This is a genomic window from Novosphingobium sp. FW305-C-111, from assembly GCF_058783565.1.
Genome location: NZ_JBYSYP010000002.1, coordinates 63,070 through 76,231, shown reverse-complemented (window position 1 = coordinate 76,231; position 13,162 = coordinate 63,070). Strand labels below are relative to the sequence as shown.

At 65.6% G+C, this 13,162-nt stretch carries 18 protein-coding genes; 11 read left to right on the top strand and 7 right to left on the bottom strand.

The features are described from left to right. Positions 1-14: 14 nt before the first annotated feature. Complete coding sequence (gene mnmE, locus AC3WLD_RS02910) at positions 15-1,292, bottom strand: tRNA uridine-5-carboxymethylaminomethyl(34) synthesis GTPase MnmE (RefSeq protein ID WP_492555422.1); 1,278 nt, start codon at positions 1,290-1,292, stop codon at positions 15-17. Positions 1,293-1,343: 51 nt separating this feature from the next. After that, positions 1,344-1,613 (bottom strand): DUF6489 family protein, encoded by a 270-nt coding sequence (locus tag AC3WLD_RS02905; protein WP_492555421.1) that lies wholly within the window; start codon positions 1,611-1,613, stop codon positions 1,344-1,346. Between the two features lie 115 nt (positions 1,614-1,728). Between AC3WLD_RS02905 and AC3WLD_RS02900 the strand changes: the two genes are divergently transcribed. Both AC3WLD_RS02900 and AC3WLD_RS02895 read left to right on the top strand, forming a co-directional pair. Continuing rightward, on the top strand, positions 1,729-2,427 hold the full coding sequence (locus AC3WLD_RS02900) for a dienelactone hydrolase family protein (protein WP_492555420.1): 699 nt from the start codon (positions 1,729-1,731) through the stop codon (positions 2,425-2,427). 20 nt (positions 2,428-2,447) lie between these two features. Next, positions 2,448-2,840 carry a nuclear transport factor 2 family protein gene (locus AC3WLD_RS02895; protein WP_492555419.1) on the top strand — a complete coding sequence of 131 codons (393 nt, stop codon included), beginning with the start codon at positions 2,448-2,450 and terminating at the stop codon, positions 2,838-2,840. 35 nt (positions 2,841-2,875) lie between these two features. Here AC3WLD_RS02895 and rho read toward each other — a convergent pair whose 3' ends face one another. Beyond that, on the bottom strand, positions 2,876-4,132 hold the full coding sequence (gene rho / locus AC3WLD_RS02890) for a transcription termination factor Rho (RefSeq protein ID WP_492555418.1): 1,257 nt from the start codon (positions 4,130-4,132) through the stop codon (positions 2,876-2,878). Between the two features lie 221 nt (positions 4,133-4,353). On the opposite strand from rho, the gene AC3WLD_RS02885 reads away from it, so the two are divergent. Further along, positions 4,354-4,509, top strand: coding sequence for a hypothetical protein (locus AC3WLD_RS02885; RefSeq protein WP_492555417.1), 156 nt, complete (start codon positions 4,354-4,356; stop codon positions 4,507-4,509). A gap of 3 nt (positions 4,510-4,512) precedes the next feature. Here AC3WLD_RS02885 and AC3WLD_RS02880 read toward each other — a convergent pair whose 3' ends face one another. From AC3WLD_RS02880 to hemE, 4 genes are all read right to left on the bottom strand, one after another. Beyond that, positions 4,513-4,833 (bottom strand): hypothetical protein, encoded by a 321-nt coding sequence (locus tag AC3WLD_RS02880; RefSeq protein ID WP_492555416.1) that lies wholly within the window; start codon positions 4,831-4,833, stop codon positions 4,513-4,515. Between the two features lie 14 nt (positions 4,834-4,847). Continuing rightward, positions 4,848-5,288 (bottom strand): CopD family protein, encoded by a 441-nt coding sequence (locus tag AC3WLD_RS02875; protein WP_492555415.1) that lies wholly within the window; start codon positions 5,286-5,288, stop codon positions 4,848-4,850. 96 nt (positions 5,289-5,384) lie between these two features. Continuing rightward, positions 5,385-6,326: a PAS domain-containing protein gene (locus AC3WLD_RS02870; RefSeq protein WP_492555414.1), complete on the bottom strand. Its 942-nt coding sequence runs from the start codon at positions 6,324-6,326 to the stop codon at positions 5,385-5,387. 176 nt (positions 6,327-6,502) lie between these two features. Beyond that, positions 6,503-7,528 carry a uroporphyrinogen decarboxylase gene (gene hemE, locus AC3WLD_RS02865; protein ID WP_492555413.1) on the bottom strand — a complete coding sequence of 342 codons (1,026 nt, stop codon included), beginning with the start codon at positions 7,526-7,528 and terminating at the stop codon, positions 6,503-6,505. 338 nt (positions 7,529-7,866) lie between these two features. On the opposite strand from hemE, the gene AC3WLD_RS02860 reads away from it, so the two are divergent. The 8 genes from AC3WLD_RS02860 (at position 7,867) to AC3WLD_RS02825 (ending at position 13,158) form a co-directional block, all read left to right on the top strand. Further along, the gene (locus AC3WLD_RS02860) at positions 7,867-8,712 is read left to right on the top strand and encodes a pyruvate, water dikinase regulatory protein (RefSeq protein ID WP_492555412.1); all 846 of its coding nucleotides are present in this window, start codon (positions 7,867-7,869) and stop codon (positions 8,710-8,712) included. Between the two features lie 11 nt (positions 8,713-8,723). Then, positions 8,724-9,308 (top strand): Maf family protein, encoded by a 585-nt coding sequence (locus tag AC3WLD_RS02855; protein ID WP_492555411.1) that lies wholly within the window; start codon positions 8,724-8,726, stop codon positions 9,306-9,308. Further along, positions 9,305-10,165 carry a shikimate dehydrogenase family protein gene (locus tag AC3WLD_RS02850; RefSeq protein ID WP_492555410.1) on the top strand — a complete coding sequence of 287 codons (861 nt, stop codon included), beginning with the start codon at positions 9,305-9,307 and terminating at the stop codon, positions 10,163-10,165. Before AC3WLD_RS02855 ends, AC3WLD_RS02850 begins: the two co-directional genes overlap by 4 nt. Next, positions 10,162-10,761, top strand: coding sequence for a dephospho-CoA kinase (gene coaE, locus AC3WLD_RS02845; protein WP_492555409.1), 600 nt, complete (start codon positions 10,162-10,164; stop codon positions 10,759-10,761). Before AC3WLD_RS02850 ends, coaE begins: the two co-directional genes overlap by 4 nt. 41 nt (positions 10,762-10,802) lie before the next feature. Continuing rightward, entirely contained in the window at positions 10,803-11,489 is a 687-nt protein-coding gene (gene dnaQ, locus AC3WLD_RS02840) for a DNA polymerase III subunit epsilon (protein ID WP_492555408.1), read from the top strand. A 36-nt stretch (positions 11,490-11,525) separates the two neighbouring features. Next, positions 11,526-12,095 (top strand): ribosome hibernation-promoting factor, HPF/YfiA family, encoded by a 570-nt coding sequence (hpf, locus tag AC3WLD_RS02835; protein ID WP_492555407.1) that lies wholly within the window; start codon positions 11,526-11,528, stop codon positions 12,093-12,095. Between the two features lie 120 nt (positions 12,096-12,215). Continuing rightward, on the top strand, positions 12,216-12,677 hold the full coding sequence (locus AC3WLD_RS02830; RefSeq protein WP_492555406.1) for a PTS sugar transporter subunit IIA: 462 nt from the start codon (positions 12,216-12,218) through the stop codon (positions 12,675-12,677). Next, positions 12,652-13,158: a PaaI family thioesterase gene (locus AC3WLD_RS02825; RefSeq protein WP_492555405.1), complete on the top strand. Its 507-nt coding sequence runs from the start codon at positions 12,652-12,654 to the stop codon at positions 13,156-13,158. Before AC3WLD_RS02830 ends, AC3WLD_RS02825 begins: the two co-directional genes overlap by 26 nt. Positions 13,159-13,162 lie beyond the last annotated feature (4 nt).

Sequence of the window (13,162 nt, the reverse complement as noted above, 5' to 3'; positions counted from 1 at the left end):
TGGAACAATCCGCATCACTTGCCGATGCAGAAACGTCCGAACAGAGCGTCCAGCATGTCCTCGACCCCGGCATTGCCCAACAGCCGGTCAAGCGCCACGCGTGCGCTGCGCAGCTCTTCGGCGGCAAGCAGCGGGTCCGCCTGACCGGCCGCCGCGCTCAGCGCTGCCGTGCACGCGGCGAGCAGGCCGTGCTGGCGGCGGTTCAGCGCAGCCTCACCCGGGCGCGGCAGTGCCGCACGAGCATGATTGATCAAGGCGGAGCGAAGGGTTGCCATGCCCTCCCCAGTCCTTGCCGAAACCCGATGCGCCGATTCCGCCTTCCGGACACCCAGATCCGACTGCGCTGCAATCTCCCACAGGCTCACCCCGCCAGGCCCCTCGCCCTCCGGCCCGAGCCACAGGACCAGATCGGCCTCAGCAGCAGCGGCCTCGGCGCGGGCGATCCCGATCCGCTCGATCTCGCCCGCGCCTTCGCTGCGCAGGCCGGCAGTATCGACGAACGTGAACGGTACGCCGTCGAGCGAGACGGATTGGGTCAAGACGTCACGGGTCGTCCCCGGTTCGGCGGCGGTGATAGCCGCCTCCTTCTGGATCAACGCATTGAACAGGGTCGATTTTCCCGCATTGGGCGGTCCCGCCAGGACGACCTTGAAACCCTCGCGCAGGGGTTCGGCGCGGGGGCGAGCCAGCCACTGGCCGATCCCGCCGGCGAGTGTCAGGCAACGGACCGCGAAATCGCCGGGCAAAGCCCCCACGTCGTCCTCGTCCGAAAAATCGAGCACCGCTTCGAGCCCAGCCGACAGGCCAAGGAGGCTGCTCCGCCACGTCTGGGCCGCTTGCGACAGCGCACCCTCGGCCATTGCCAGCGCCGTGCGGCGCTGAAGTTCGGTTTCCGCGGAAAGCAGGTCGGCAAGGCCCTCGGCCTCGGCCAGGTCGATCCGGCCATTGGCGAAGGCGCGGCGTGTGAACTCGCCGGCCTCTGCGCGGCGCAGGCCCGGCCGTGCGGCCAACGCCGCTTCGACAGCCGCCACCACCGCCCGTCCGCCGTGTAGATGAAATTCAGCGCAGTCCTCGCCGGTCGCCGTTGCCGGGCCGGGCAGCCACAGCACCAGCGCATCGTCGAGCGGATCGCCTGAAGGATCGCGCAACCGGCGAAGAGTCGCGCGGCGCGACTTCGGCAGGCGGCCAGCCAAAGCCGTGACGGCTTCGGCCGCCTCAGGGCCGCTGATCCGGATGACCGCTATGGCCGCAGGCGGCGCTCCCGAGGAGAGGGCGAAGATCGTATCGGGCATGTGGTGGCCCTAACGGCCCTCGGCACCGGATCAAGTACCGACGACGGGCGGTTACTTGTCGGCCTTCTTGCCCGCATTGGCGAAGCCGGCCATCGCCGCGCCCGCGCCCTGCTCGACGAACTGCTGGAACATCTTGAGTCCCATCTGCCCCATCGGCGCAAGCTGCTTGGCGTAGTCGCCCAGCTGGTCGACACTGGTCACGCCCTTCATCGCCTTGGCGATCGCATCGACATAGACCTGGTTGGCCTGCGACACATCGGGCAGTCCGAGAAAGCGGCGCGCCTCTTCGGGGGTGCAGTCGATCTCGACGTTCACTTTCATCGCTCGCTCCTCGTGTCTTGGCGCGCAACCTGTCACACGGCATTGGCAAAGTCCACGCGCGCCGACTACGCTGGTCGGGCGAGGGGCGACACACGACGGATAGAGGACTGGTACAATGGGCGAAAAGATCGAGTTTCCGGCGCTGCACGGCGAAGGGAGCATTCCCGGATACATGGCCAGACCGGCCGGAGAAGCGAAGGCTGCGGTCATCGTCATTCCCGAGATCTTCGGGGTCAATCCGGGTATCCGGCAGAAGTGCGACCACTGGGCATCGGAAGGATATCTCGCGGTCGCGCCAGATATCTTCTGGCGGTTTGCCCCCGGTGTCGAGCTCGATCCCGATGTCGAAGCGCAGCTGCAGGAAGCGTTCGGCTACTTCGGCCAGTACGACGCGGACCTTGGCGTACAGGACATCGAGGCGCTCATTCACTGGATCCGCCGCGAGCAGAACGTGGAGAAGGTCGGCCTGGTTGGCTTCTGCCTGGGCGGGCGGATGGCCTACATGGCGGCGGCGCGCACCGATATTTCGGCGTCGGTCGGCTACTACGGCGTGATGATCGACCAGATGCTTGGCGAAGCGCATGCCATTGCCAACCCGCTGATGCTGCATATCCCGACCGCCGATCACTTCGTCGGCCCGGACGCGCAGGCCGCGATCCATGCGGGGCTCGATTCGCATCCGAAAGTCACGCTTCACGACTACGAAGGGCTCGACCACGGTTTCGCCGCAGAAATGGGCAACCGCCGCGACGAGGCAGGTGCAAGGCTCGCGGACGAACGGACCCGCGCATTCTTTGCGCAGCATCTGGGCTGATCCGAAAGGGAGGGGATACGATGCATACCGGCCTTGCCGCATGGCACCGCTACATGGCCTCGGGCGATCCCGAGCTGCTGTCCGACCTCCTCGCCGATGATGCGGTGTTCCACTCTCCGGTGGTACACACGCCCCAGGCCGGCAAGGACAAGGTCATGGCCTACCTCCTCGCCGCCGGGCAGGTCTTCGGCGGCGACACCGGCTTTCACTATGTCCGCGAACTGGTCGATGGGCCGGAAGTCTGCCTTGAGTTCGTCTCGACCATCGACGGGATCACGGTCAACGGCATCGACATGATCCGCTTCGACCTCGAGGGGCGGATCGTCGATTTCAAAGTGATGGTGCGGCCGTTGAAAGCCATCAACAAGGTCTGGGAAATGATGGCCGCGCAGCTTCAGGCCGCCAAAGGCTGATGTGAAAACCCCCGCTTTCGCGGGGGTTTTGCAGCTTACTGGTTCATCGTCGCGAAGAAGTCCTCGTTGGACTTGGTGTCCTTGATCTTGTCGAGGAGGAACTCCATCGCGTCGACCGTGCCCATCTGCATGAGGATGCGGCGCAGGACCCACATCTTCTTGAGCTGGTCGTTCGGCACGAGCAGCTCTTCCTTGCGAGTGCCGCTCTTGCCGACGTCGAGCGCGGGGAAGATGCGCTTGTCAGCGACCTTGCGGTCGAGCACGATTTCCGAGTTGCCGGTGCCCTTGAACTCTTCGAAGATGACTTCGTCCATGCGGCTGCCGGTGTCGATCAGCGCGGTGGCGATGATCGAGAGGCTGCCACCTTCCTCGATGTTGCGGGCCGCGCCGAAGAAGCGCTTGGGCCGCTGCAGGGCGTTGGCGTCGACACCGCCGGTAAGGACCTTGCCCGAGCTCGGCACCACGGTGTTGTAGGCTCGGCCGAGGCGAGTGATCGAATCGAGCAGGATCACCACGTCGCGCTTGTGCTCAACCAGACGCTTGGCCTTTTCGATAACCATTTCAGCGACTTGCACGTGACGCGTGGCGGGTTCGTCGAAGGTCGAGGAGATCACCTCGCCCTTCACCGAACGCTGCATGTCGGTGACTTCCTCAGGCCGTTCGTCGACCAGCAGGACCAGCAGGAACACCTCGGGGTGGTTGTCGGTGATGGCCTTCGCCATGTTCTGCAGCAGCACGGTCTTGCCGGTACGCGGCGGCGCGACGATCAGCGCGCGCTGGCCCTTGCCCTGCGGCGAGATCAGGTCGATCACGCGCGCCGACTTGTCCTTGACCGTCGGATCGAGGGTATCGAGCTTAAGCCGCTCATCAGGATAGAGCGGAGTCAGGTTGTCGAAATTGACGCGGTGGCGGACCGCTTCGGGATCGTCGAAGTTGACCTTGATCAGGCGGTTGATCGCAAAATAGCGCTCGCCATCACGCGGTGCGCGGATCTCGCCTTCCACGGTGTCGCCGGTGCGCAGGCCCCATTTGCGAACCTGGTTCGGCGAAACATAAATGTCGTCGGGCCCGGCGAGATAGTTCGCCTCGGGGCTGCGGAGGAAGCCGAACCCGTCGGGCAGGACCTCGATCGTGCCGATACCGAGGATTTCCTCGCCGTCTTCGGCCACCTCCTTGAGGATCCCGAACATCAGGTCCTGGCGGCGCATCGTGCTCGCGCCTTCGACGCCCAGCTCTTCGGCCATTTCGACCAGCTCGGCGGGGGTTTTCTTCTTGAGTTCTTTCAGGTGCATCTGGGTATTCCGATTAGCTGAGTATGCGCCGGGCCGGACAGTCGATGGGCTTGGAGAAAGCAGACTGGGTAGCGGCGCGCTTGAACGGCGCCTGCCGTTTCCGGATGGACGTCGGCGAAATAGGCCCGCCCCGCCCCGCCGTCAACGCATAAGGAACCGCTGGCGCGGCGGAGCGTTGCCTTTGCGCGAGGCTGAGCCCCGCGCAATCAACGGAGAGGGTCATGACCGTGAAGATCGATCGCGATGCGCGCGAATTCCCGCGCAGCGCCTCTGGCGAAAAACCCGCCAACGCCTGGGGCAGCCAGTGGCGGTACCTGAAATCGCTGCGCCCGCTGGTGCGCAGTGCCGGGCGCCTGCGGAAGCTGGGCGCGGCCTGACGGTCAGCCGTCGAAGCCGAGGGCGGATTCCAGTTCGGAAATCGCGTTGGTGCGCGTGTCGATCTCGGCAGCACAGCGCTGCGCCTCGTCCGCCAGGTTGTAGTCAGGATCAGCCTTGAGCCGCGCTGCGGCCGCGACCAGATCATAGTCCGGGGCGCGGCCATCGACCTTGCCGAGAAAATAGAGCGCCGCAGTGCTGATTCCGTGGGCGTTCTTTTCGCTGGCGGTGTTCGCCAGTTCGACCAGCGCCACCACGCAGCGGACGTCGCTTTCGAGCTGCTGCGCCGGGCTCAGAGCAGCGGCGGCGGCGAGAATGGCTAGCATGGACGGTCACCCCCTCAGAACGGCTTCACGATCACCAGTATGACGATCACAGCCGCGGCAATACCGGGAATTTCATTGAGCATCCGCAGCTTGCGACCGGTCAACTTTCGCTCCCCCCGAGCCAGCGCCTTGTGATACCCGGCGAGCCAGACGTGGTAGCCGGTCAGCGCCAGCACGAAGGCCAGCTTGGCATGGAACCAGCCCTGCCGGAACGCGCTGATCTCCGCCGCGAGCGCCAGCCCGAAGATCCACACCACGACCAGCGCCGGCCACATGATAATCTTGAGCAGCTTGCGTTCGCGGTCGGTCCACACCGCGTTCTCGGCCGAATCCTCCGATGCCTCCTGGTGATAGACGAAGAACCGGGGGAGCATGAACAGCCCGGCCATCCAGAAGATCACGAAAATGACGTGTCCGGCCTTAAGCCAGAGATAGAGCATGGCGAGTACCTGCATGGTGCCGTTCTAGCGCAATGACGGCGCACTGGAACTTACGAATTGGTCATCGAGCAGCGCGATAGCTGATGCGCCGCTGAAAGTCAGGCCGCGTGATCAGACCTGCGCGAACGACATGGTCGCCGTCAATCCATCGGCTCGCCACGACAGCTCGAGAATGCCGTTTCGTGCACGCATGATCCGGTTGATCAAAGCAAGCCCCTGGCCCCCGTCCCGTTCGGTCGCAAGCACGCCGCCTACGGTGATTTCCGCCCAGACGATCGACAACTTTTCCTGCTCGTTCAGACAGCTCACCGCAATCGCACCGCCGTGTGTCAAAGCGCCATGCTTGGACGAATTGACCGCGAGTTCGCCGACCGCCAGCGCGATCGCATCCGCCACCCCGTGCCCGATCTCCAGTGGAGGCATCTCTTCAATCGCAACTTCACAAGCCGGATTCGCGAAGGGCGAGACCAGCGCTTCGACCAGCTCGTCGAGCCGGCAGGGCACATTCTCGTCAACAAACAGCGCCTGGGACCGCGCCAGCGAGACCAGCCGGCCGGTCATGTCGTCGGCAAAGCGGCTGTGGGACTCGTCCCCGCGCGCAAAGGTGCGGATCAGGCTGGCAATCATGGTGTAGGTGTTCTTGAGGCGATGCCGAAGCTCGCTCGTCGCGATGTCGAGCGTTTCCTGGCGGAGCTGGTTTTCGGTCACGTCCCGCGAAATAGCGAGGTATCCGTTGTGGGTCCCTTGCGGATCACGAACCGCGGAGACGGTCACGTCCCACCACCGCGCGGTTCCTTTCATGGTCGGGCAGCAGGCCCGCAGACGGACCGCTTCGCCAGATGCGGCGACAGAAAGCGAGTCCCGGATTCGGTCCTGGCTATCCTCGGGCCACAGCGAAGCCCAGTTCGCGCCGATGACCGCCGAAGGGTCGTCGATTTCCATCGCGCAGAAACCGTTGGCGTTCATCCACGCGATCTGGACGTCGAGACCGACGAGTTTCACGCAGTCGACGCTCTGGTCCAGGATGCTGGCGAGCGAACCCGCCGACAGCACCCGCCCGCCGATTTCAGATCCGCTCATTGATTGCCCCGCATCGGCAAGGCAACCGCAGCACCCTTGCCCGGTTCCAGCCCGATGACCGAAATGGGGTGGAATTACCGCAAGCGGCTCAGTTCAGACCACAAATATCCGGTCCGAAATGATTGGTAATCGGGCGCGGATTGCGCCGATCAAGCTCTCCAGCCCCGCACGACCGAGAGCAGGCGTTCGACGTGCTCGATGGGCGTGAACTGGCCGATTCCGTGGCCGAGGTTGAACACGTGCGGCCGGTCGGCGAAGGCGTCGAGGACGTGCCGGGCACGCTCCTCCAGCGCATCACCCCCGGCGAGCAGCAGCAGCGGATCAAGATTGCCCTGGACCGGCAAGCCGGCCGGCAGCGCCCTTGCGGCCCAGACCGGGTCTATGGTTTCGTCGACGCCCACTGCATCGACCCCGGTTCCGCTGGCATAAGCCGGCAGCTTCTCCCCCGAACCCTTGGGGAAGCCGATGACCGGAACGCCCGGAAACCGCCGGTGGATCGCGGCGGTGATCCTGGCATTGGGCTCGATCACCCAGCGCTCGAACTGGTCGGGGGCGAGCGTTCCGGCCCACGAGTCAAACAGCTGGACGGCCTCTGCCCCGGCGACGATCTGCCCGGCAAGGTATTCGACAGTAACAGACGTAATGGCGTCGATGATCGCCGCAAAGGCACCCGGATCCCGATAGGCGAGCGCGCGAGTCTCGTGCTGGTCCTTCGACCCTTCGCCGTTGACCATGTAGGTCGCGACCGTCCACGGACTTCCGGCGAACCCCAGCATGGTCCTGTCAGGGCCAAGCTGGGCCTTCACCCTGGCCACGGTATCGTAGATGGGGGAAAGGCGCTCAGGCACGGCCCTGAGGGCATCCAGGCGGGCATCCAGCAGCCGGGGGGAAAGGTGCGGTCCCTCGCCGGCGAGGAAGGTCAGCTCCTGCCCCATCGCATAGGGCACGATCAGGATGTCGGAAAACAGGATCGCGCCGTCGAAACCGAACCGGCGCAGCGGCTGGAGGGTGATCTCGGCCGCCGCGTCGCTGTCGTACACCAGTGCGAGGAATCCGCCCTTTTCGGCCCGGAGCGCGCGGTATTCGGGCAGGTAGCGCCCTGCCTGGCGCATCAGCCAGATGGGCCGCTGGGCCACGTTTTCGCCTTTGAGGGTACGGAGCAGGGAACCGGGCATCGTTGGGCGAGTCCAATAAAATAAGATTCTAATGAATCTGGATGATGGAGTCTGTTGGGCTGTGGATAGCGGGGACGGCCGCGCTCTGCCCGATTTGTGCCGGGTGCGCCACTGCAAACGGCACCGTGACTCGCCATGATGTGTGGTCAAGCGGTCGTTATCCCCGTTGTCCCCACCATGTGGAGAACGCTGTCCACTTGTCCACAAACACTGGGCAGGACTCTTGTGAGCGGGGGCGAATCCGGCGGCAAAGCTTGTCCCCGGTTTCCTCCCGTGGTTTACCATCGCGCTGTCCACAGTGTTGTGCCGGTGGCGGAAATTCGGGGCCGATTACCCACATGCAGCGCCTGCATCTTCACCTGCTGTCGGATTCGACCGGCGAAACGCTGGAGATGATCGCCAAGGCGGCGCTGGCCCAGTTCGACGATGCCGACGTCGTCCGCCACTTCTGGCCGATGGTCCGTTCCTTGCAACACCTCGATCGCATCATGAACGAGATCGCCGCCAATCCCGGCCTCGTTCTCTTCACCCTGGTCAACGCCCAGACCCGCGAGCGGCTAGAGCAGCGCTGCAGCGCACTCGGCCTGCCGGTTGTGCCCGCGCTCGATGCCGTGACCGACGCGCTCGAACAGCAACTGGGGGTCGAGGCCAAGGCCCGGCCCGGGCGCCAGCACCAGATGGACGAGGCCTATTTCGCCCGGGTCGAGGCGATCCAGTTCACCATCGCCCACGACGACGGGGTGCAGTGGGAAAACTGGGAGGAAGCCGACATCGTGCTCGCCGGGGTATCGCGCTCGTCGAAAACGCCGACGTCGATTTACCTCGCCAACCGCGGATTCAAGGTGGCGAATATCCCGATCGTGGTCGAGAGCCCGCCGCCGCCCGCACTGTTCACCTTGCGCCGTCCGCTGATCGTCGGGCTGACGACTGCGCCGGAACGGCTGATCCAGGTGCGGCGCAACCGCCTGCTGTCGTTGAACCAGGCGCCGGAAACCGCCTATGTCGACGCGGACCGGGTGACCAAGGAAGTCCAGTTCGCGCGGCGCATGTTCGCCGACAACGGCTGGCCGGTCATCGACGTCTCGCGGCGCTCGATCGAGGAAACCGCCGCTGCCGTGATCAACCTTTACAACGAACGCCAAGCCTCGGGCGAACCGCAAGCACCCGGGCCCAAGCCGGTATAGGACACCTTTCCATGATCGTACTCGCCTCGCAAAGCGCCTCGCGCAAGGCGATGCTGACCGCCGCTGGAGTGCCGTTCGAGGCACGCAGCTCCGATGTCGACGAAAGCGAGATCAAGCGCGAGCTGATCGGCGTGCCGGCGTGCGAGGTCGCGGCGATCCTGGCCGAGGCGAAAGCACTGCCGGTGTCGATGGCCTGCCCCGGACGGCTGGTCCTGGGCGGGGACTCGCTGGTCGAGGTGGGCGGCCGCCTCTTCGACAAGCCGACGAGCCGGGAGAACGCCGCAGAGCACCTCCGGTTCTTCTCCGGCCAGACCATGAACCTGCACTCCGCAGCCATGCTGATGCGCGACGGCAAGGCAGAATGGCGTCACTGCGAGGTTGCCCGGCTGAAAGTGCGCCCGCTAAGCGAATCCTTTATCGAGCAGTATCTCGAGGCCGAATGGCCGGCCGTTGCAGGGTGCGTCGGCGTGTTCCGGGTCGAGGCGCTGGGCGTCCAGCTTTTCGAGGAGATCGGGGGCAGCCACTTCACCGTGATGGGGATGCCGCTGCTGCCGCTCCTCACCGCCCTGCGCGGACAGGGGGAGCTGGTGGCGTGACCGCCAGACCCTACGCCGAAGTGATTGGCGATCCCATTGCGCAGTCGAAGTCGCCGGCCATCCACGGATTCTGGCTGGAGAGCCTCGGGATCGCCGCCGAGTACCGCCGGCACCATGTTCGCGCCGGGGAGCTCGCCGATTACCTTGCCGAACGCCGCAACGATGCCGACTGGCGCGGTTGCAATGTCACCATGCCCCACAAGCAGGCCGTGATCCCGCTGCTCGACCGGCTGGAGCCGGCGGCGCGGCAGGTCGGCGCGGTCAACACGATCCTGCGGGAGGACGACGGCACGCTGGTCGGCACCAACACCGACGTCGCCGGCTTCCTCGAACCGCTCCAGCCCTTGCTCGAGCGCCAGCACCTGTTCCGCATGGCGCGGGTGCTGGGCACCGGCGGCGCGGCGCGGGCCGTGATCGCGGGGCTGGCTGCGCACAACGTCGTTCTCGTCGTTGCCGGGCGCGACCCGGCCAAGGCGCGCAGCCTGCTCGACGAGCTCGACCCGGCGGGCGAGCACCATGTGGTCGATATCGCCCACTTCGCCGATCCCACCGATTTTGCCTTCGACGACCGCGCTGGTTGCTTCGACCTGGTGGTGAATGCCTCGTCCCTGGGAATGACCGGCCAGCCGCCGCTGCGCTTCGACGTGAGCCATGCGCCGCCGGGTTCGATCTTCTATGACATCGTCACCAGCCCGCTCGAGACCGAATTCCTCCGATCGGCGCGGGCCGCGGGCTTCCGGACCATCGACGGCCTCTCGATGCTGATCGGACAGGCCGACCATGCCTTCCGTCGCTTCTTCGGGCAGGTCCCCCCGCGCGAGCGCGACCCCGAACTGCGCAGAAAGATCATGGCATGACCCGTCCTTTCATTCTCGGCCTCACCGGTTCCATCGGCATGGGCAAGTCCGCCGTCGCGGCGATGCTGCGGGAAGAGGGTGTGCCGGTGTTCGACGCCGATGCCGCGGTCCACCAGCTCCAAGGTTCGGGCGGGCCGCTGCTTCCGGCGATCGAGGCGGCCTTTCCGGGCACGACCGGGCCGGAGGGGGTCAAGCGCGGCGAACTGGGCGCGCAGGTGTTCGGCGATCCCGAGGCCCTCAAGCGGCTCGAGGCTATCGTCCACCCCGCGGTGGCCGAGATGCGCGCCGCCTTCCTTGCCGAGAACGCGGACAAGGACCTGATCTGCTTCGACATTCCGCTTCTTTATGAGAAAGGCGGCGGTCAGGGGCTCGATGCGGTGGCGGTCGTTTCGGCACCGGCCGAGATGCAGCGCGAGCGGGTTCTCGCCCGTCCGGGCATGACGCCGGAGAAGTTCGCGCACATCCTTTCGATCCAGGTGCCCGACGCCGAAAAGCGTGCCCGCGCCGACCATGTCATCGATACCGGCGTCAGCCTTGCCGAAACCCGCGCCGAAGTCGCCGCGCTGCTCGCGAAATTACGGCAAATGCGGCGCTGACGGACTTGCCAGCGGCGTCTGCCGCGCCGATATGTTGCGTGATGCGCGAAATCGTTTTCGACACCGAAACCACAGGCCTCGATCCCCGGACCGGAGACCGCCTCGTCGAAATCGGCTGCATCGAGATGATCAACCGCGTGCCCACCGGCGCGGTCTTCCACGCCTATTTCTGCCCCGAGCGTAACATGCCGGCCGAAGCCGAGGCGGTGCACGGCCTGTCGGAGGCGTTCCTGTCGGACAAGCCGAAGTTCGCGGAAAAGGTGCACGACCTGCTCGAATTCATCGCCGGCGACCCGCTGGTCGCGCACAACGCCGGGTTCGACTTCAACTTCCTCAACCACGAGCTCGAGCGCTGCGGGCTGGAACCTGTCTGCCGCAGCCGGATGGTCGATACCGTCGCCATCGCCAAGCGCCGCCATCCCGGCGCGAAGCTGAGCCTCGATGCGCTTTGCACCCGTTACGGGATCGATCGCAGCCACCGCACCAAGCACGGCGCGCTGCTCGATGCCGAACTGCTCGCCCAGCTCTATGTCGAGCTGATGGGCGGGCGCCAGATCGGTCTCGAACTCGCCGCCGAGGCGATCCGGGTCGAGACCGAGGTCGAGGTCGTGTCATTGGTCACCAGAAGGACCTGGCGCGCGCCCCGGCCCCACACCGCGAGCGAGACCGAACTCGCCGCACATGCCAGCTTCGTAGCGACGCTCAAGGACGCGATCTGGACGCGTTGAGTGCCGTGCGAGGCGTTTGAAAAGGAGTACGTTTCCATGGACATTCGCGTTTCGGGACACCAGGTCGATACTGGCACCGCGCTGCAGAGCCACGCCGAAGAGCGGCTCGGCGGGATCGTCGACAAGTACTTCTCCCGCGCCCTGTCCAGCCATGTGACGTTTTCCAAGGCGCCGCAGGCGGCCTTCCGCTGCGATATCGTGACGCATGTGATGCAGGGGCTGATCCTCAAGGGCAGCGCGCTGGCGCAGGACGCCCACGTCGCGCTCGATGGCGCCGCAGAGAAGATCGACAAGCAGCTGCGCCGCTACAAGCGCCGCCTGAAGGATCGCCACGAGCAGTCCGACTTCGCCCGCAGTGCCGAGGAAGCGGCCTATGTCGTGTTCGAGGAACCCGCGCACGAAGTCGAGGAAGTCACGCAGGACGCGCCGCTGGTGATCGCGGAAACCCGGGTCGACGTGCCGGAGGCGACAGTCGGCGATGCGGTGATGATGCTCGACTTGCGCAACACCAACGCCCTCCTGTTCAAGAATGCGGGCACGGGGCGGCACAACATGGTCTACCGCCGCGGGGACGGGTCGATCGGCTGGGTCGAACCGCGCGCCTGATCCGGCGGAAACGCGGGCCGGATCGGGCCGACAGGTCCGATTCGGCTTGCGTAAAGGCGCATTCGGGCGCATGGGCGCGCCACTTTCCCGTGCCACGGCACGCTGCGGCAATTTTCCCACATGACGGCTCTGTTCACCATCGATCCCGAGGCGGTTCGCTTGATCCGCGCCGAATCCAAGCAGCAGATCCTCGAAACCCTCGCCGACGGGTTTGCCGGGGTATATGGGCTCGATCGCGTCCTCGTCCTCGACCGGATCGAGGAACGCGAGAAGCTGGGCTCGACCGGATTCGGTCGCGGCGTGGCCATTCCCCACGCCCGTATCCCCGATCTCGACAAGCCGGTGGCAGCGTTCCTCCGGCTTGAGCACCCGGTCGATTTCGACGCGGCGGACGGAATGTCGGTCGATTGCGTGTTCGGCCTGCTCTCGCCCGAACAGGCCGGCGCCGCCCACCTTCAGGCGCTCGCCGCGATCTCCCGCCTGATGCGCGACGAGAAGATGCACGCCGCGCTCCTCGCCGCGCCGGACCGCGAGGCCGTGCGCGGATTGCTGGTCAATGTCCTCGACCGCGACGCCGCCTGACGGCGCTGCGAGTGGCGGCGACAGCGCGCGCTGGCACTGGCGCGCGCTCGAAGGGCTGTATGCCTCGGCCCCGGTGAACCGGCTGTTCCGCTCGCACCTGCATATCGAGGAAGAGGGTCGCTCGCGGATCGAGTTCGATATCGACGAGTCCTGCTTCCATGCCGCCGGCGCGGCGCATGGGACGATCTATTTCAAGATGCTCGATGACGCAGCGTTCTATGCCGCCAACACGCTGGTAACCGACCGCTTCCTGCTGACCACCCAGTTCAACCTCCAGTTCCTCCGCCCGATCCGCGAAGGCCGGGTAATCGCGGAAGGCCGCTGGATCAGCGGCAAGCGCCGTGTCTTTGTCGCCGAATCGCGACTTCTCGACGACGAAGGCGAGGAAATCGGTCGCGGTACCGGCACGTTCATGCGTTCGCATATCGCGCTCGGCGGGCTCCCCGGTTACGCCGCGGGTCTTGCCGCAGCGATCGGCTGAGCGT